Annotated in this window: 18 protein-coding genes; 12 read left to right on the top strand and 6 right to left on the bottom strand. The window is 58.0% G+C overall.

Annotated elements, in window-relative coordinates:
* Window positions 1-19 precede the first annotated feature (19 nt).
* The 5 genes from GOV85_RS09015 to GOV85_RS09035 are packed head-to-tail and all read right to left on the bottom strand — an operon-like array spanning window position 20 to window position 5,148.
* The gene (locus tag GOV85_RS09015; protein ID WP_171177146.1) at window positions 20-568 is read right to left on the bottom strand and encodes a cytochrome c oxidase subunit 3; all 549 of its coding nucleotides are present in this window, start codon (window positions 566-568) and stop codon (window positions 20-22) included.
* A complete protein-coding gene (locus GOV85_RS09020; protein WP_171177148.1) occupies window positions 565-2,490 on the bottom strand; it encodes a nitric oxide reductase activation protein NorD in 1,926 nt (641 codons plus the stop codon). The genes GOV85_RS09015 and GOV85_RS09020 overlap by 4 nt, the downstream gene beginning before the upstream one ends.
* A 9-nt stretch (window positions 2,491-2,499) precedes the next feature.
* Window positions 2,500-3,315: a CbbQ/NirQ/NorQ/GpvN family protein gene (locus GOV85_RS09025; protein ID WP_171094613.1), complete on the bottom strand. Its 816-nt coding sequence runs from the start codon at window positions 3,313-3,315 to the stop codon at window positions 2,500-2,502.
* Window positions 3,315-4,682, bottom strand: a complete 1,368-nt coding sequence (locus GOV85_RS09030) for a cbb3-type cytochrome c oxidase subunit I (RefSeq protein WP_171177150.1) — start codon at window positions 4,680-4,682, stop codon at window positions 3,315-3,317. Before GOV85_RS09030 ends, GOV85_RS09025 begins: the two co-directional genes overlap by 1 nt.
* A 16-nt stretch (window positions 4,683-4,698) precedes the next feature.
* Complete coding sequence (locus GOV85_RS09035) at window positions 4,699-5,148, bottom strand: cytochrome c (RefSeq protein WP_171094608.1); 450 nt, start codon at window positions 5,146-5,148, stop codon at window positions 4,699-4,701.
* 239 nt (window positions 5,149-5,387) lie between these two features.
* Between GOV85_RS09035 and GOV85_RS21595 the strand changes: the two genes are divergently transcribed.
* Complete coding sequence (locus GOV85_RS21595) at window positions 5,388-6,002, top strand: Hint domain-containing protein (RefSeq protein WP_253282816.1); 615 nt, start codon at window positions 5,388-5,390, stop codon at window positions 6,000-6,002.
* 1 nt (window position 6,003) lies between these two features.
* Window positions 6,004-6,495: a Hint domain-containing protein gene (locus GOV85_RS21600; RefSeq protein ID WP_253282814.1), complete on the top strand. Its 492-nt coding sequence runs from the start codon at window positions 6,004-6,006 to the stop codon at window positions 6,493-6,495.
* A 20-nt stretch (window positions 6,496-6,515) separates the two neighbouring features.
* On the opposite strand, the gene GOV85_RS09045 is transcribed toward GOV85_RS21600, so the two are convergent.
* The gene (locus GOV85_RS09045) at window positions 6,516-7,712 is read right to left on the bottom strand and encodes an NnrS family protein (RefSeq protein ID WP_171177152.1); all 1,197 of its coding nucleotides are present in this window, start codon (window positions 7,710-7,712) and stop codon (window positions 6,516-6,518) included.
* 244 nt (window positions 7,713-7,956) lie between these two features.
* Here GOV85_RS09045 and GOV85_RS09050 point away from each other — a divergent pair, with 244 nt between their 5' ends.
* The 10 genes from GOV85_RS09050 (at window position 7,957) to nirJ (ending at window position 17,601) form a co-directional block, all read left to right on the top strand.
* A complete protein-coding gene (locus GOV85_RS09050; protein ID WP_171177154.1) occupies window positions 7,957-9,633 on the top strand; it encodes a cytochrome D1 domain-containing protein in 1,677 nt (558 codons plus the stop codon).
* A 123-nt stretch (window positions 9,634-9,756) separates the two neighbouring features.
* A complete protein-coding gene (locus GOV85_RS09055; protein WP_171177157.1) occupies window positions 9,757-11,541 on the top strand; it encodes a NapC/NirT family cytochrome c in 1,785 nt (594 codons plus the stop codon).
* A gap of 54 nt (window positions 11,542-11,595) precedes the next feature.
* Entirely contained in the window at window positions 11,596-11,997 is a 402-nt protein-coding gene (locus GOV85_RS09060) for a plastocyanin/azurin family copper-binding protein (protein ID WP_171177158.1), read from the top strand.
* A gap of 188 nt (window positions 11,998-12,185) precedes the next feature.
* Complete coding sequence (gene cobA, locus GOV85_RS09065; RefSeq protein WP_171177160.1) at window positions 12,186-12,947, top strand: uroporphyrinogen-III C-methyltransferase; 762 nt, start codon at window positions 12,186-12,188, stop codon at window positions 12,945-12,947.
* Complete coding sequence (locus tag GOV85_RS09070; RefSeq protein WP_245223280.1) at window positions 12,940-13,320, top strand: cytochrome c; 381 nt, start codon at window positions 12,940-12,942, stop codon at window positions 13,318-13,320. Before cobA ends, GOV85_RS09070 begins: the two co-directional genes overlap by 8 nt.
* Entirely contained in the window at window positions 13,317-14,462 is a 1,146-nt protein-coding gene (locus tag GOV85_RS09075) for a cytochrome D1 domain-containing protein (RefSeq protein ID WP_171177163.1), read from the top strand. Before GOV85_RS09070 ends, GOV85_RS09075 begins: the two co-directional genes overlap by 4 nt.
* Before the next feature lie 3 nt (window positions 14,463-14,465).
* Window positions 14,466-15,455, top strand: a complete 990-nt coding sequence (locus tag GOV85_RS09080) for an AsnC family transcriptional regulator (protein WP_171177165.1) — start codon at window positions 14,466-14,468, stop codon at window positions 15,453-15,455.
* Window positions 15,452-15,901, top strand: a complete 450-nt coding sequence (locus GOV85_RS09085) for an Lrp/AsnC family transcriptional regulator (RefSeq protein WP_171177167.1) — start codon at window positions 15,452-15,454, stop codon at window positions 15,899-15,901. The genes GOV85_RS09080 and GOV85_RS09085 overlap by 4 nt, the downstream gene beginning before the upstream one ends.
* Complete coding sequence (locus GOV85_RS09090) at window positions 15,898-16,380, top strand: AsnC family transcriptional regulator (protein ID WP_171177169.1); 483 nt, start codon at window positions 15,898-15,900, stop codon at window positions 16,378-16,380. The genes GOV85_RS09085 and GOV85_RS09090 overlap by 4 nt, the downstream gene beginning before the upstream one ends.
* Window positions 16,381-16,383: 3 nt before the next feature.
* Window positions 16,384-17,601: a heme d1 biosynthesis radical SAM protein NirJ gene (nirJ, locus tag GOV85_RS09095; RefSeq protein ID WP_171177171.1), complete on the top strand. Its 1,218-nt coding sequence runs from the start codon at window positions 16,384-16,386 to the stop codon at window positions 17,599-17,601.
* Window positions 17,602-17,662: the final 61 nt, after the last annotated feature.

The following is a 17,662-nucleotide window of genomic DNA, read 5'->3' on the forward strand; positions in this document are numbered from 1 at the left end:
GAACACGCAGGCATTTTAATTACCCAAGCAGGTAGATCACGGGGAACAGCATGATCCAGACCAGATCGACCATGTGCCAGAACTGCGCGCCTGCTTCGATATTGCGTGGATCGTCGCGCCAGGCCACCACGAGAAGGATTCCGACCCCGGCCAGAACATGGGCGGCGTGGAAGCCCGTCAAAAGGTAATAGAACAGAAAGAAGGGGTGGGTTTCATAGGTGATGCCCTGTGCGGCCTTTCCTGCGTATTCCACACCTTTGATACCCAGGAATACGATCCCCAACGCAACTGCAGCCACTAGAGCAAACCGTGCCTTGAACCGTTCCGCGGCGCGACGCCAGTGCAGAGCTTGCGCGGCCAGGTAACCCGACGTGACCAGCACCGCAGTGTTGAAGGCAGCTCCGGTGCGATAGAGATGCGATTGCGCCTCGGCAAAGCCCACAGGATCGGTCAGTCGCACGCCCATAAAGGCAATGAGGCCAGCACCGAAGACCAGCAGTTCCGATATGATCAGAACCCACATCAGCAACTCGCCAGGTAATTCGTCGATCAAGGAAGCGTTGCTCATGCCCCGACCAGCTGGCGGTAGATTTGAGGCAGGGCCATGGTCAGGCGGTGCGGGTCGGGGATGACAGCGAAACCGCCCTGCCCGAACATGCGTGGGAACCAGCTTTTGCCAGTTTTGTCGATGGTGACGCCAAAAACCGATTGCCCGGCACGGCGCGCCTCACGTACCGCCATGCAGGTGTCTTCAATACCGTGGCGGCCTTCGTAATGGTCGAGGTCGTTGGGCTTGCCGTCTGTAATAACCAACAACAACCGACGCTTGCGGGATTGGCTGGCCAGATCGGCAGAGCAATGGCGGATCGCCGCGCCGAGCCGGGTGTAGTGACCCGGTCGCAGTGAGGCAATACGTTGCTCGACCTTAGCCCCCATTGGTTCATCGAACCGCTTGCAGCGCTGCACATAGACACGTTGACGTTTCAAAGAACTGAACGCGTGGATGGAAAAGTCGTCGCCACAGGCGTTTAGACCCCAGGCAAGCGCGGCCAAAGCCTCGCGTTCGATGTCGATCACGGCGCGACCTGTGACCGCGCTTTCGGTCGAGCGGCTGACATCCAACAGAATCGACACCGCCAGATCACGGGCTTCCGGGCGCGATTGCATCCAGATGCGCTCGTTTGCTTCGCCGCTCGCCATTCGCTCAGTTTCGGCCCGTACCGCAGCTTCGATGTCCAGCTGGTCTCCGTCCAGATGGCCTCGCGTCATCACCCTACCAGGGCGCAGAGCCTCGAACTGGCGTTTCACAGCACGGATACGGCGGGCAGTTGCGGGATCCTTGCCAAACTCGGCCGCGTCTTCGCGGATATCGGCATCTGAAAGCAGAACATTGACGTGATCCGGCAGATATTGCCCGGTCCGCACGTCCCATTCAGGATAGAGAATCCGACCAGATAAGCGTTCGCGATTCACATCCTCTGGCGCAAGGTCCAGATGCAGTTTCAATTTGGTTGGCGGCGCTTTTGAGATCTGACCCAAGCCGATCTCTTCCTGATCGTCAGCGGCTTTCTTGGCATTGTCAGGATCGTCGTCATCGATGCGGCGGTTGATATTCAGGAACTCGGCCCAGCTGAGGATCGCTTCGAATTTGTGCAGTATGAAACTGTCACTGCGCTCGGCCTGATCGGACTTTCGGCGGCGGGCCCGGTGAGTTTTCTCACCAGACTCTTCAGGTTCGCCCTCAGTCTCGGGGTTTTCCACCTCGTTATGTTCGGAAAACCCAACCGCCCGCAATTCGGGCCACAGGGGAACCGGGCGGAAATGTTGATAGCCCCGCGGCGCAGACAGGTCGTTATCTACTGCAGTCAAAAGCTGTTCGGCTCTTGAAGACAGAGGGGCAGGGTCGCCCAGCATATGACGGACAAGCTCTTCTACTGCTGCCTCATCGGGCGGCAGGTCGGGAACGTTACGGTGATGCAGAACGCCCTTGCACAGCTCGGTATAAAGCGGACGGAGCCCGGGGGCGTTATCTAATGTTGCATCGACCATGTGTTGAGCAGCGATCAGGGCGCGCAGGTCAGCGCGTAATGCGTCATCTTCGTCGATGCGGGTTCCGGCATGAGCCGCAGCGGCGGCCAGCCAGACATAAAGCGCGCCATTTGCTTCACGCGCAGGGAACACAGCCAGGCGATCCGGTAGCCGAAGCACTTCACCGTCAAACGATGCGCGGGGCATCAGTTCGACCTCAGTCGCCAATCGGCGCCGCCAGCTTAGGCGGTGGCGCGAAACCTCGGGTGAGACCGGGCGCAATTCAACGCCCGGACTACCCCCAAGTCCTCGAAAAAGGACAGCCAGCCGCCCCGCGACCTGAGACAGGTCAACCGCGGCTCCTTCATGCACCTGGGGTGCATCGAGGCGACTGGCTAGGGTGTGCCACAGTTTCCCGATCGTTTCTTCGGGTTCCCATGGCTCAAAGTCGATCTTGACCATCGGCCGGCCTCACCCAAAGACAGCCGTGACAAGATCGAGGAGCCCGCGTTTGATGTCCTCGTCATCTGTCAGAGGTTCAACCATAGCGGCGAGGATGGCGCGGTCGGTGGACATGCCTTGCGCAATCAGCGTCGCGGCATAAACGACCAGACGGGTGGAAACGCCTTCCTCAAGGTCCTGACCCTTGAGCCCGCGCAGCTTGTTCGCCAGTCGCACCAGCGGTTTGCACCGCTCCAGCGGCAACCCACTTTCCTGAGCGACGACCTGCGCCTCCATTTCAGGCGACGGGAAGTCGAACTCGAGCGAGATAAACCTCTGACGGGTCGAGGGTTTCAGGGTTTTCAGGATATTCTGGTATCCAGGGTTATATGAAGCCACCAGCATGAAGCCGGGCGCAGCCTCAAGCTCTTCACCTGTGCGGTCAATCGGCAGGATACGCCGGTCGTCGGTTAGCGGGTGTAGGACGACGGTGACGTCCTTACGGGCCTCGACCACCTCATCAAGATAGCAGATCGCGCCTTCGCGCACCGCCCGGGTCAGGGGGCCATCGACCCAGACGGTTTCGCCACCTTTCAGCAAATAGCGCCCGATCAGGTCGGCTGCGGCCAAATCATCGTGACAGGCCACGGTGTAAAGCGGGCGGCCGAGTTTGGCCGCCATATGAGCGACAAAGCGGGTCTTTCCGCAGCCTGTTGGACCTTTCAGCAGAACCGGCAGGTCGTTGTTATACGCGGCGCAGAACACATCGCATTCATCGCCTTGGGGCAGGTAGAAGGGGGCGTTTGCCGCCCCCTCATTCAGTTTCATGGAGCCGTCCATATCCATCACTCCGCAGGGGTTTCGGCTGCGCCGGGTTCAATGACCTCTTTCCGGGGCACCCAGATCGAGTAGATGAACAGCAGCGCACCAAGAACCACAACCACACCGGAACCAAGACGCATCCAGTAGAAGACCGCGATCTGGTCCTGCACGTCCATGAAGTAGTCACCAACCACGCGCTGCATGTGCGTTTGCACGGTTCCGCCAAAAGTCAGGACGAAGGTCATAAAGACCATACCGCTGGTCATCAGCCAGAACGAGCCCATGTTCAGCACCTGGTTATACGGATCGCGGTTTTTCAGGATCGGCATAGCATAGGTGAAGATCGCCAAGTTGAGGCAGACATAAGCACCGTAGAAGGCCAGATGGCCGTGTGCGGCAGTGATCTGCGTGCCGTGGGTATAGTAGTTCACCCCATGCAGCGTATGCAGGAAACCCCAGACACCGGCGCCGAAGAAGGCAAGCGTGGCACATCCCAACGACCAAAGCAGCGCGGCTTTGTTGGGGTGGTCACGGCGGCCCTTCCAGACCATGACAAAGGCAAAGGCCATCATTGCAAAGAACGGGATCACCTCGAGGCTCGAGAAGATCGACCCGATCCACTGCCAATAGGCTGGCGTACCGATCCAGTAGTAGTGGTGCCCGGTCCCCAGAATGCCCGAGAACAGCGCGGCGGCGACGATGACATACAGCCATTTCTCGACCACCTCACGGTCCACACCGGTCAGCTTCAGCATCAGGTAGGCCAGGATCGAAGCCATAATTAGCTCCCAGACGCCTTCCACCCACAGGTGGACAACATACCACCAGTACTGCTTGTCGAGGGACAGGTTGCCGGGGTTGTAGAAGGCAAACAGGAACAGCAAGGCCAGACCCCACAGGCCCAACAGAAGAATGTTGGAGATGGCGGTCTTTTTGCCCTTCAGGACGGTCATCGACACGTTGTAAAGGAACATGAGCGCGGCCACGACGATGCCCGCCTTGACCCATTTGGGTTGTTCAAGGAACTCGCGCCCCTCTTTGCCCAGCAACCAGTTGCCTTCGAACAGGTTGAAGACATAGGTGACGACGACACCCAAGGTGCCGACCACAAGAATGATCAGCTGAAGGTAGGCCAGCGTTGGCGAATGGATTTCGCGTTCAGTCTCTTCCGGGATCAGGAAGTACGCTGCACCGAAGAAACCGAGCAGCAGCCAGACGATCAGAGAGTTGGTGTGCAGCATCCGCACGATGTTGAATGGCAGAAGCTCACTCAGGAAGTTTGGGAATACATAGATGAAACCGGCCAGTAGGCCGCCGATCACCTGTATTGCGAACAAGGCCATGGCTACAGCGAAGTAGGCGTAGGCGATTTTTTGGGATTCGTATTTCATTGCTCCGTTCCCTTTCTCAGCCTGCCTCGTTGGGCGGCCAGTCCTGAGCGTCGATATTGTCCGTCCAGATCAGGAAGTTGGTCAGATCACGGATTTCTTCGTCGCTGAGGTTGAAATTGGGCATTTGTCGGCGGCCGGGAATGCCGGTCGGTTGTGCTTCCATCCAGCCCTTGAGCGATTCAAAGGCCGATTCCGGGTCATCCAGAACGCCCCAGCGGGTCATCACATTGCCCACTTCGGGAGCATAGTAAGCCCCTTCCCCAAGGATAGTGTGGCAGTTGATACAGGCGTGTTTTTCCCAGACATGCTTGCCGCGGATCACGCTTTCATCAAGTTTGGCGGCGTTTTCCGAGTTAACGATATACAGGTGCGAATGGGCCGACAGGGCCAGAAAGATGAGGATGAAGAACAGTGACCCGCCATAGAATATGTTGCGAGCCATGCTCTTTGTCATGACTTCTCGCATCGCGCTCTCCTTTGCGCAGATTAGCTAGTATTTGCACAATGGCGGGAGGTGCGCAGCGGTGCCTTAACGAAAGTCAAGACCACGAAACTGAGCGCGCGCAGGTGGCTGAAATTGCTGACAGGAAACCAAAATACGCCCTAAAATGACTTAAATTCATACAATGATAACAGGTACGGCGCGAAATGGCGGAAGTGTGAATCAACGCTTCTGATCAGCAGTAATAGGTGACGGGTTAATCAATGGCGAACTATTCATATATCGGCTACGATCCGGGGGTCATTTCGGTCAATTTTACCGGTTTCAGCACTGGCACTATTACGCTTTCCGGGACCTATGATGCTGCCACGGACCGTCGGGGCTTTGACGTAACTGACACGGCCGGTGGCACACTGGTCAATGGCGACCCAGACAACGGAACCGACTTTAACGGCGATCGATTCAACAACGAATTCGGCGACGACCTGACCCAATCCGGGGTCGTGACCAACCTTGATGGGTCAGTTACGATAGATTCGGGCGCTATCTATCTTGAGGAATCTTATAGCCTCGCCAAACCCGGCGGCGGCACCATCGATGTATTTCGGGTCGAAGTTGAAGGTAATCTGGTTGGATACATCACCTCAGAACCGCTGGTCCCCGGAACGAACTATTCCTTTGTCAGATCGAACGTCACCCCGACAAACGCACCGGATACGTCTGACCCTACGGCGATTGTCGATGTTCCCTGCGTCGCAGCAGGAACACAGATCACGACACAGGACGGACCTGTCTCAATCGAAAATCTAAGGGTCGGCGATCTGGTCGCAACTGCGGATAACGGATCGCAAAAAAAATCGCTGGATTGGAGCGCGTAAATTGAATGCTGCGGATCTGGCCCCGCGTCCCAAGCTGAAGCCCATTCGGATTGCGGCAGGAAGCCTTGGCAGTGGCTTGCCCAAACGAGATCTCGTGGTGTCACCACAACACCGCATGATGCTGCGTTCACCAATTGCAGTGCGTATGTTTGACAGCGCAGAGGTTCTGCTTCCGGCGCACAAACTTGTTGGCATTCCCGGCATCACGGTTGAGACAGGTGCGCAGGACGTTGTCTACTACCACATTCTTTTCGACCGGCACGAGATCGTCTTTGCCGAAGGTGCACCTTCCGAAAGCCTGTTTACCGGCACACAAGCTTTGGCCAGCATCCATCTAGATGGTCGCGCCGAGATCCTTGAACTGTTTCCGGAGCTTGCGCAACCGGGTTACGTCCCTCAACCAGCCCGTCACATTCCAGAACAAGGCAGACGCGCACGCGCGCTCGTTTTCCGCCATATCAAGAATGAACGCCCACTGATCTCTGACAATTAGGTCGGGCCGGATCGGGTTTTTCAGCTTGGCCTGGATACCCGAGGTCCTGTCAATGCAGGCCACATCGCAAAGACATACAGCCCAACAGCTGCAATCCAAAGGCCATCAGCCGCCAGCATGGCGGCCATGTAGCCGCCTGTAAGCTCTGACCCCAGCCAGCGCACCAGAGCCGCCGCCGCCATAAGACCGTATGCGACCACCATCGGAGAAGGCGCAACCAGAGGACGCCCGCTGTGACCCAAGGCGGCACGACTCATAACGGCCAAAGTCATACCGCCAACACACCCAATTCCCAGAATGTGAAGCGCGCCGATCTCGTTGCCAAACCCGACCGTTGCCAGACCCCAGAGAATCAGCCCCAATGCCAGCATACTCAGTCCCAGATGTAACGCGATAAGGATTGGCCTACGCAGAGCCCAGCCAACCCTCCAGCGCGCCATGCGCACCAGTTGAACACAGCCCAGCAGAAGGGCAACACCACCCGCCACCGGGCTTATGTTAAATGTCAGCACGAGCAGAGGCAAAAGCAAGGCCAAGATCATCACCGCCTTGTCGACTTGCGGCACGGAAACGGGCCAGGACGCCTCGGGCTGACCTTCCCGCTTCATTGCGTTGCGAGTAAAAGCAGGCGTAATCCGACCCCCTAAAATCGCAATCATCGAACATATGGCAAGCAAGCCCGCCCGAACGCCTGTGATCAAGGTGTCCGAAGTGACCCCGATCCAATCCAGATGGATCAAAAGATTGGCGGTCCAGATCAAACCGAGAAGATACAAAAAGACAATGTTCTGCGGCTTGGGACGTCGGATCAACTGGCTTGCAACCTTCAGCGCCAGAATAGGCACGAAACTCAGATCCACCAAAGCGACGGTCACGGGGGACAACGAACCGGAAAACCAAACTGCAATCCGGCCAGCAATCCAGAGTAACGCCACCACAGTGATAAAGCGTGCCCGCGCCTCGGGCGCTCCGGTCCAATTTGGGACGGCTGTCAAGAAAAACCCGCCCAATGCTGCCGTTGCATATCCAAAGATCATCTCGTGCGCGTGCCACATAACAGGTGGCATGGCATAGCTTTGGTTTACAAACGGCAACAACCCGTCCAGTGAAGCCAACCACACGCCCCAGGCAACGCCGGCGAATACACCGTAAAGGCCCGCTAATAGGAAAAAGACACGAAAACCCTCACTGAAAACGCGTGTAATTACGGAAGACATCCCTGCTCTCCATAGCCTCGCTTGCCGTTGATCAAGCTCTATCGCAGCAGCAGGTGCACGGACTTAACAGAAATCAAGACCCCCTTAAAACATGTGTGAAAATGTCAAGTTTTATTGGCGTTTCGACGCTTTAATTTTACCTGGAAGTCTCAGTTTGCGCTCTTGCCGTTGACTTTGGTCAAGGATGACATCTCCGTGATGGCTCAGTCTCTCTCCTGCCTCACCACGCAAATGGAGAGTGATCATGTCACTTGGAATCAGCTACAACAAAACTGGCCGCACATTGGGGGTCGGATTGGCAATGTTGTTGGGCAGCGTCGCTGCTCCAACCTTCGCCGAAGAGCCAACTCTCAGCAAGGAAGCCTTTGAATCATCCAAACAACTGTACTTTGAACGCTGCGCCGGCTGTCACGGCGTGCTGCGCAAAGGGGCGACAGGTAAAAGCCTTGAGCCATTGGTGGAAACCAAAAACGCCGACGGTACCGTAACCGAATCCGGCACCCTGAAGCTGGGTCAGGAACGGCTTGAAAAGATCATCGCCTGGGGGACCGAAGGCGGGATGAACAACTTTTCGGACGTTATGTCCGAAGAAGAAATCCGCGATATGGCAACCTACATCCAGATGGAACCGCCCCAGCCACCGGAAATGTCGCTTGAACAGATGATGGCGACACGCAAGGTCTATGTTGAACCCGAAGACTACCCGACCGAGCCACTACATGGCCGCAACTGGGAAAACTTCTTCGTGGTCATCGAACGTGACGTGGGCAAGGTGGCCGTGATCGACGGTGACACCAAGGAAGTTCTGGCGCACATCCCGACGGGTTACGCCGTGCACGTTCTGAAAGCCTCCGAACACCATAAACTGGAAGAACCGGAAAACCCGGGCCGCTTCTGGTACACGATGGGTCGCGACGGCAAGATGACCAAGATCGACCTGTGGCAGAACCCCGAGAACATGTTGGTGGCCGAAGTGACCATTGGCTATGACGCCCGCGACGTGGCAGTTTCGGGCGACGGTAAATACGTGATCGGTGGGGCCTACTGGCCTCCGCACTTCGCCATTGTCGACGCCGAAACCATGGAGCCGAAGAAGGTTGTCTCGACCCGCGGCTACAACGTCGATGGGGACTATGTGGAAGAGGCCCGCGTGGCTGCGATCTACACCACTCCAAACGAACCCACCTGGATCGTTGCCGTGAAAGAACTGGGTCAGTTGTGGCAGGTCGACTACACCGATCTGGAAAACCTGCGGATCGACAAGATCGACAGCGCCAAGTTCCTGCATGACGGGTTCTTTGACCCGACCGGCCGTTACTTTCAGATCGCCGCGAACGCGTCGAACAAGATGGTTGTGGTCGATACCGAAACCCACAAGCTGGAAGCTCTGATCGACACCGCGCCGCTGCCGCACCCCGGCCCGGGCGCCAACTGGGATGATCCGAATTGCGGCCCTGTTGCCGGTACAACCCACCTGGGTGAAGGCACCGTGACCGTTTGGAGCAACGACCCCGAAGGTCGCCCGGATGATGCCTGGAAGGTCTGCTACGAAGTCGAAACCGACGGACCCGGTCTGTTCATTCGGACACACCCGGAATCAGACTACATCTGGGCTGACCAGACCAAGCACCCCGAGCCTGAGATCCAGCAATCGGTGCAGGTCATCGACAAGGCAACCGGTGAAATCGTGAAAACGATCCAGATCACTGAAGAGGAAGGCAACGTCGCCGTCCACTTCGAGTTCAACCAGGATGGGTCTGAGGTCTGGGTTTCCAAGTGGAACCGCTCGACCTCGAAAGAACCAAACGGTGAGATCGTGATCTTTGACGCCAAGACGCTGGAAGAAATCGGCCGCGTGAAGGGTCTGTTTGCGCCCACCGGCAAGTTCAACGTCTACAATCGGTCAAACCACGTCACCTGACGGATTTACACATGAAACAGAAAGGGCGGGCCCCTCGCCCGCCCTTTCTTCGTTTTCCCCATCAGCTAAACGCGTCGGCCTAACACGCCGCGCCAGTCAAGACAGCCAAGACGGAGCCCGGATATGACCTCCGAACCTGATAAAAAACCACCGATCTGGCGCCGGTATTTCCTATGGGGGATGCCCGTGGCCGGCATTGCCGCAGCCTTTGCTGCCGGTATCATCTTCTGGGGTGGGTTCAACACCGCCATGGAAGCCACGAACACCAAGGAATTCTGCGTCTCGTGCCACGAGATGCGCGATTTCGTCTACGAGGAATACACCGGTACGATCCACGATGTGAACCGATCCGGCGTAGGGGCTGTATGTTCAGACTGCCACGTGCCCAAGGACTGGACCCACAAGATCATCCGCAAGATAAAGGCCTCGAAAGAGCTCTATGGCAAAATGGTCGGCACCATCAACACCCGAGAAAAGTTCGAAGCAAAGCGCGTGCATTTGGCGATGAATGAATGGGAGCGGATGAAAGCAACCGACTCTCGCGAGTGCCGAAACTGTCACGATTTTGAATCGATGATGCCAGAATTTCAAAAACCCCGCGCCCGGCAGCAGCACCTAAACGCGATGTCCGCTGGTCAAACCTGCATCGACTGCCACAAGGGCATCGCGCATTCCGACGCACGTGACCGGGCCGACGAAGAGTATCTCGAAAAACTTGAAGCTCCGAATCCTGATTTCATTCGCGAAATCCCCGCCGAATACCTGGCCAGCCTTGAGCGGGTCGAAGCCAAGGAGGCAGCCGAAGCCGAAGCTGAAAAAGCCGCACGTGTGGCGCAGCAAGAGGCCGTTCAGGCCCAGATCGCCGCGGCTATGGATGCCGCCGTGGCCGAAGAACGCGCCAAAGCAGCAGGTGAAGAGGCCACAGCCCCCGCAGGTGGAGGCAGTGATGTCGGGACAGGCATCGATTGGGCGGCTGTTCCAGGTGCGGACATGAAACTGTTCTATCCTGGTCAGGCTTCGTTTGAATGGGTTCAGAACGGCAGGTCCCACGGTGGCGCGCGGCCGTTGACCAAGGGTGGCGATCAGTGCACCACATGTCACGCTAAGGAACTGGATGCGATCGGCAACAAGATCGTTGCGGGAGGCGAACTGGAGCCTACTCCGATCCCTGGCAAGCGCGGTGTGATCGACGCAACCGTCCAGGCAGCGCATGACGACGAGAACCTGTATATCCGCTTGCAGTGGCCGGATGCTGGTCACAACCCTGCCCCGTTTGTCGATGGTGGCAAGATGGACCCCGACAACCAGATCAAAGTCGCCATGATGATCACCGGTACAGGAATCGAGCTGGGCGATCAGGTGGGCTGTTGGGCATCGTGCCACGCGGATAACTCTTACATGCCGTTTGATCCCGGTGCCGAGGCAATTGCCGCCAATGCGGATGCGGCAGGCCGACTTAACACTCAGGACACCGTGACCAAATACATCAGCGAAAGCCGAACCGAGGTCGAAATCAAAGGCCGTCGCGGCAAGGCGCTGGGCGGTTGGGACAAGCTGCAGGCTGCGGATCAGATCGAGCAGTACTTGGCCGACGGCACCTATCTTGACCTGATGCGCGTCTATGCAGACGGCAGTGCCACCAATGGCTACTTGCTGGAGCAACGCGTGGTCAATGACGGCGAAATCACGGCCTCGGCCAGCTTGGACGCTGGTATATGGACCGTGGTTTTAACCCGCCCTCTGAATTCGGGCGCGCCAGGAGATGTGCCGCTGGAGGCAGGCCAGACCTACACTGTTGGGTTTGCCATCCACGATGACTTTGCAGCCGCAAGGTTCCACCACGTGACGCTGGATACCAGCTTGGCACTGGACGACGACAGCGCGTTCATCAACGTGGTCAAACAGTAAAGAAAAAGGGCCGGGCGATCCGGCCCCTTCCACCAAGAAGAGGAGACTTGGACGATGAAACCCCCACGCCTTCTTCCCGCGTTGCTGCTCCTGGCCGCGCCTGCTTGGGCGGGTGAGACCGCCGAGCTGTGTGCCGAGGCAGAAGAGCGTTATGTCGAGCTGTTTGGTCAGCCTTCATCTGCCGTTGAGGACGCCGAAGTGGTGCTGATGTATAAATATAACTTCTGCCCGTTTGAGCTGACCGTGAAGGCAGGCACAACTGTCCGCTGGGTGAATGTCGACAAACGAACCAGCCACTCAGTTCTTTTGAAAGATGGCAGCGAACCGGAAAGCGACCGTTTGTTCCCTGAGGAATCGGTTGATCTGACGTTTCTCACACCCGGCCCGCAGGAATATTTGTGCGGCCCGCATTGGGAAACACAGAACATGATCGGAATGATCACCGTCGAACCCTAAGGCAATAAAATACAGGCAAAAAAGACAGGAGCGTGGGCGCAAATCCCGCGCTCCTTAACTTTTGTCAAGGAGGTTGGTTTGCGATTGCGCCACCTTGCTCTCATGACACGCCCGGCAGGCCCAGCGACGTCCCTATTGCGCAAGGCAGATTCGGGTTTCGATGACATTCAGACCAAGCGAGTTTGCACATGAGCGGTAAGGTTTTTCTGATTGGCGCAGGCCCTGGCGATCCCGAGTTGATGACCCTACGTGCACTACGGATGCTGCAAGAAGCAGATGTGGTGGTCTATGATCGGCTGGTGTCTGCCGACATCCTGAACCTTCACGCGGAAGGCGCACGGCTGATCCCGGTTGGCAAAGCCCCCAAGTGCCATACGGTTCCACAAGACCGCATCAACGACATTCTGCTCGAAGAGGCCAGTGCGGGTCACACGGTTGCCCGTCTCAAAGGCGGTGACCCGATGATCTTTGGCCGCGGCTCAGAGGAGGCCGCCTATCTGATGGCCCACGGTGTTGCTGTCGAATATGCGCCTGGCATTACGGCGGCACAGGGTGCGTCCGCTTCTACCGGCGTTCCGCTGACCCATCGCGGGCTGGCGACCTCGGTGCAGTATGTCACCGGGCACCGTCAAGCTGACAAGGTGCTGGACCTCGACTGGAAACGTCTGGCCGATCCGGATTCGACGCTGGTGGTTTACATGGGGGTTGCCAATATCGGCCAGATCGCCATGGGCCTGATGACTGAAAACCTTCCCGGGTCCACACCGGTTCTGGCTGTGGGCAAAGCGACCACACCGGATGAAAGCCGCATGGTATCTCGGCTGGACCAATTGGCTACCGACGTGCGCGAGGCCGGGTTGAAAGCACCCACGCTCTTCATAATTGGCAAGGTTGTGTCGCTTTACGCAGAACGGCCTGTGGCCGAGCTTTTGGAGCAAGCCAATGGCTAAGCTGGGGTGCAGAACAGGTGCGATAAGCTGTGGCGTACAGCGCCCTGTCGCGCGGCGGCACTCGGTGCCTTCGGTGTTGCTGACAACGGCTGTTCTCATTGCGACATCCGCCTTCGCCGCTGACACCCTCGACCCCAACGCCCTGAAACGCCTTGTCCACCAGGACTGCGGCTCTTGCCACGGTTTGTCGCTTAAAGGCGGTCTCGGCCCCGATCTGCGCAGCGAGACGTTGAAACATTATGATGCGGACGTCCTGACCGGCGTCATCCTTGACGGCATCCCAGACACCGCGATGCCCCCCTGGCGGCCCCTGATCAGCGAAGAAGAGGCCGAATGGATTGCCCGCTACCTGCTGGAACAGGAGGCACAATGAAACATCTCATACTCGGCCTTGCAGCCTCATTGATGTTGACCACCGCACATGCTGAACCCACAGCGACCGGCGATCTTGGTCTTGTGATCGAACGCGCCAAGGGATCGGTCCTTTTGGTCGATCAATCCGACCGTGCAGCTCTGGCCCGTATCGAAGGCTTGGGCGATTTGTCCCATGCCTCGCTGGTCTATTCGCCCGATGAACGCTTTGCCTATGTCTTTGGCCGTGACGGCGGGCTGACCAAGGTTGACATCGTCACCCGCCAGATCGTGAACCGCGTTGTTCAAGCGGGCAACGCCATTGGCGGTGCCATCTCGGACGACGGAACACTTGTTGCCGTGTCGAACTACGAACCCGGTGGTGTGCGGTTGTTTGATGCTGACACGTTGGAAATGGTTGCGGACATACCCACCGACAGCAAAACCATCGGTCTTGTGGACGCGCCAGGACGTCGGTTTGTCTTCACCATGTGGGACACGGGCGAGACATGGATTGCCGATTTCGCCAAAGGCGAGCCCGCGATCACCAAGATACCTGACATGGGCAAGAACCCCTATGACGCGCTGATCACCGCCAATGGCCGCACCTATATCACCGGCCTGTTTGGCGAAGACGGCCTGACCGCGCTTGATCTGTGGGCCGACACCCTGGAACCCATCCGTGTGCTGCCTGACTATGGGCGCGGGCAAGAGGAAATGCCCGTCTACAAGATGCCTCATCTGGAAGGCTGGGCGCTGACCGGGCGCGAATTCGTGCTGCCTGCAGTGGGTCATCACGAGGTGCTCTGGGTCGATGCCGACACTTTGTCGGAAACCGGGCGTACCAAGACACACGGCCAGCCGGTCTTTGCCATGGCCCGCCCTGATGGACGGCAAGTCTGGGTGAATTTCGCCCACCCGTTGAACGATACCATTCAAGTGATCGATAGCGTCAGCAAGGAGATCATTCACGAATTCAAACCCGGCCCCGCCGTGCTGCATATGGAATTCACGCCGCGCGGGCATGAAGTCTGGATCAGCGTGCGCGATGCCAACAAGGTGATGGTCTACGACACGCAAACGTTTGAGAAATTGCGCGAAATCGATGCCGACAGCCCTTCGGGCATCTTCTTCACGGCCCGCGCGCACAAAACGGGGCTTTGACGGATGCAGCATATCACCGACCCAATCGATTGCCGCCTGTTGGACGACTTTCAGCGCGATTTCCCGATCACAGAGCGCCCTTTTCAAGTGCTGGGAGACGCGCTGGGATTGGACGAAACCGAAGTACTTGACCGGCTGACCCGGATGCGTGCCACCGGCCGCATCACGCGGGTTGGCGCAACCATCACGCCCGGCGCGGTGACGGCCAGCACTCTGGCAGCTGTGTCCGCCCCGGAAAATCGGTTGGAAGAAGTTGCCGCCCTGATCGATGCCGAACCTGGGGTGAACCACAATTACCAGCGAGAGGATGCCTGGAACCTTTGGTTTGTCGCAACAGGCCCGGACCGGGAACATGTCAACGAGACACTGGCCCGGATCAGCCGGACCTCGGGGTTGCAGGTGCTGGATCTGCGTCTTGTCCGGCCGTTCAACGTGGACCTTGGGTTTCGCATGACTGCTGGCGCCAAGAACGTCCCTAGTGCGCGCAAAGTCGACGCATCGGCCATGCGCGACGGAGATCGTTGCTTGCTGCAGACACTCAGTTCGGGCCTGTCACTGGTCGCAGAGCCCTATGAGGCTCTGGCTCGTTCATTGAACCGGAACGTGAATGATGTGATGGCGCGGATCGTTGCCTTGCACTCCGCCGGTATCATTTCACGGCTCGGCGTTATCGTGCGCCACCGGGCACTGGGGTGGTCCGCCAACGCGATGGTCGTTTGGGATTTGCCAGCGGAACAAATTGACACGGCCGGTCCGGCGCTGGCCGCCTATCCCGGTGTCACGCTGTGCTATGAGCGAAATCCGGTTGAAGATGTCTGGCCCTATCGCCTCTATTCGATGATCCACGCCCGGACCCGGAACGAGGCTCTGGGTGTGCTGGCTGGCGCGATGGAGTTGCCCGAGTTGGCCGGCGCGCGGAACAAAGTTTTGTTTTCGACCCGCTGTTTCAAGCAGACCGGAGCCTTGATTCAAGCGCGGGAGGTTGCCGCATGACTCTGGACGACAAAGACCGCGCGATCCTGAACCGGATGCAGGACGATCTGCCGCTCACCTCTCATCCTTATGCGGCAGTGGCCGACGAGCTTGGCCTGTCCGAAACCGAGCTGCTGGAGCGTCTGACACGGCTGAAGGAAGACCGTGTCATCACACGCTTTGGTCCGTTTTTCGACGCTGCTGCTATGGGCGGGGCCTTCTGCCTTTGCGCCATGGCTGTTCCGGCTGAAAATTTCGAAACCGTCCTGACGAAAGTCAATGCACACCCGGAGGTCGCCCATAATTATGAACGTACGCACCGGCTGAACATGTGGTTCGTGCTGGCCACCGAAACACCTGCGGGGATCGAGGCCGCCGCCGATGCCATCGAACGGGAAACGGGGATCGATGTTCTCCGTTTCCCCAAACTCCAGGAATTTTTCATTGGCTTCCGGGTGGCAGCATGATCGATGCAACCGACAGACAGATTATCGAGGCGTTGCAAGGGGGCTTACCCTTGTCGCCGACCCCGTATGCGCAGGTTGCCAAGGATCTTGAGCTACAGGAAACCGATCTGCTTGAACGGCTGACAGCCCTGAAAGCACGGGGTGTGATCCGTCGCATTGCTGCGGCACCCAATCACTACAAACTGGGCATGACCTCGAACGGCATGACGGTTTGGGATGTGGACGATGCCTGCATCACCAAGCTGGGTGCACAGATCGGTGCGCTGCCCTTTGTGACCCATTGTTATGAACGGCCCCGCGCCCTGCCCGACTGGCCTTACAACCTGTTTGCCATGGTGCATGGCACCAACTGCGATGAGGTTGAACAAAAGCGCGCCGAGATCGCCGCAATTCTGGGCGACGCCTGCCGGGCCAAGGATATCCTTTATTCCACGCGCATCTTGAAAAAGACCGGGCTGCGCCTGAAAAAGAAAGGCTGAGACATGTTCCGCCTGACAGAGTACATGCACCAACTGGTCAACCCGACCCCGGTGCGCAAACGCCGCCCGGGCCCAGTGAAGCCGGTGGTGATCTGGAACCTGACGCGACGCTGCAACCTGAAGTGCCGCCATTGCTATACCGTCTCAGCAGATGTGGCGTTCCCCGGTGAGCTCAGCCATGAGCAAGCCATGGTAACCCTTGAGGATCTTGGCCAGTTTCGCGTCCCGGCCTTGATCCTCTCGGGTGGGGAGCCGCTTGACCGGTTCGATTTCTTCGACATCGCCAAACGTGCCCGCAATCTGGTGCCTATGCTGGCTTTGTCGACCAACGGCACGCGGATTTACGAGGAAACCGCCGATATGATTGCCGATGTGGGGTTCAACTATGTGGGCATCTCTCTGGACGGAATTGGAGCAACGAATGACTGGTTTCGTGGCGTCGAAGGCGCTTTTGCTGACGCCTTGCGCGGTGTGCGTGAATGCAAGAAACGTGGCATCAAGGTCGGCCTTCGGTTCTGCCTGACCGAAGGCACGCAGCATCACTTGCCTGACTTGCTGAAGCTCTGTGATGAAGAAGGGGTCGACAAGTTCTACTTGTCTCACCTCGTCTATGCCGGGCGGGGCGACAAGAACCGAGGCGAAGACGCCGCACATCAACTTACTCGCAAGGGATTGGACCTGCTGTTGGAGCGCGCGTGGGAAGCCGCGTCAGGCGGGCGACCGTTGGATATCGTGACGGGCAACAATGACGCCGATGCAGGGTATTTCCTGAACTGGATCCGTGCGCACTTTGATGCCGAAAAGGCCGCGCATGTGCGTACGCATCTGGCCGCATGGGGTGGAAACTCCAGCGGGTTGGGAGTCGCCAATATCGACAATCTGGGTCGGGTTCATCCGGACACCTATTGGTCCGATTACACGGTCGGCAACGTGAAAACCAAACCGTTTTCCGAGCTTTGGACCAGCGATGACCCGATGCTGGCCATGTTACGGACCCGTCCTCGCCCACTGAAAGGTCGCTGCGGTGCGTGTGAGCTGAAGGACGTCTGCGGTGGCAACACGCGTATTCGCGCCTTGCAACTGACAGGCGATCCCTGGGCCGAAGATCCGGCCTGTTACCTGTCTAACGAAGAAATCGGCGTGGATGACACAGGAGAGCGCCTGCAGGTCACGCCGTTCCGGGGGAAAAGCCATGATCCGGCGCATCAGTTCTTTGGATAACCCCTCCCTGTTCCGGCAAATCGTGCCACCTGTGGAGCCTGCGGGAGCCTCCGGCGGGAGT

Origin of the sequence: Ruegeria sp. HKCCA4633, from assembly GCF_013034605.1 — a bacterium.
In the GTDB taxonomy this organism is placed as follows: Bacteria; Pseudomonadota; Alphaproteobacteria; order Rhodobacterales; family Rhodobacteraceae; genus Ruegeria.

Coding starts and splice junctions, on each gene's coding strand:
- GOV85_RS09050 (WP_171177154.1), top strand. CDS start 7,957: ATGTCACTTGGAATCAGCTACAACAAAACTGGCCGCACATTGGGGGTC.
- GOV85_RS21595 (WP_253282816.1), top strand. CDS start 5,388: ATGGCGAACTATTCATATATCGGCTACGATCCGGGGGTCATTTCGGTC.
- GOV85_RS09030 (WP_171177150.1), bottom strand. CDS start 4,682: ATGAAATACGAATCCCAAAAAATCGCCTACGCCTACTTCGCTGTAGCC.
- GOV85_RS09060 (WP_171177158.1), top strand. CDS start 11,596: ATGAAACCCCCACGCCTTCTTCCCGCGTTGCTGCTCCTGGCCGCGCCT.
- GOV85_RS09055 (WP_171177157.1), top strand. CDS start 9,757: ATGACCTCCGAACCTGATAAAAAACCACCGATCTGGCGCCGGTATTTC.
- GOV85_RS09020 (WP_171177148.1), bottom strand. CDS start 2,490: ATGGTCAAGATCGACTTTGAGCCATGGGAACCCGAAGAAACGATCGGG.
- GOV85_RS09045 (WP_171177152.1), bottom strand. CDS start 7,712: ATGTCTTCCGTAATTACACGCGTTTTCAGTGAGGGTTTTCGTGTCTTT.
- GOV85_RS09025 (WP_171094613.1), bottom strand. CDS start 3,315: ATGGATATGGACGGCTCCATGAAACTGAATGAGGGGGCGGCAAACGCC.
- nirJ (WP_171177171.1), top strand. CDS start 16,384: ATGTTCCGCCTGACAGAGTACATGCACCAACTGGTCAACCCGACCCCG.
- GOV85_RS09080 (WP_171177165.1), top strand. CDS start 14,466: ATGCAGCATATCACCGACCCAATCGATTGCCGCCTGTTGGACGACTTT.
- GOV85_RS09085 (WP_171177167.1), top strand. CDS start 15,452: ATGACTCTGGACGACAAAGACCGCGCGATCCTGAACCGGATGCAGGAC.
- GOV85_RS09070 (WP_245223280.1), top strand. CDS start 12,940: ATGGCTAAGCTGGGGTGCAGAACAGGTGCGATAAGCTGTGGCGTACAG.
- GOV85_RS09090 (WP_171177169.1), top strand. CDS start 15,898: ATGATCGATGCAACCGACAGACAGATTATCGAGGCGTTGCAAGGGGGC.
- GOV85_RS09015 (WP_171177146.1), bottom strand. CDS start 568: ATGAGCAACGCTTCCTTGATCGACGAATTACCTGGCGAGTTGCTGATG.
- GOV85_RS09035 (WP_171094608.1), bottom strand. CDS start 5,148: ATGCGAGAAGTCATGACAAAGAGCATGGCTCGCAACATATTCTATGGC.
- GOV85_RS09075 (WP_171177163.1), top strand. CDS start 13,317: ATGAAACATCTCATACTCGGCCTTGCAGCCTCATTGATGTTGACCACC.
- cobA (WP_171177160.1), top strand. CDS start 12,186: ATGAGCGGTAAGGTTTTTCTGATTGGCGCAGGCCCTGGCGATCCCGAG.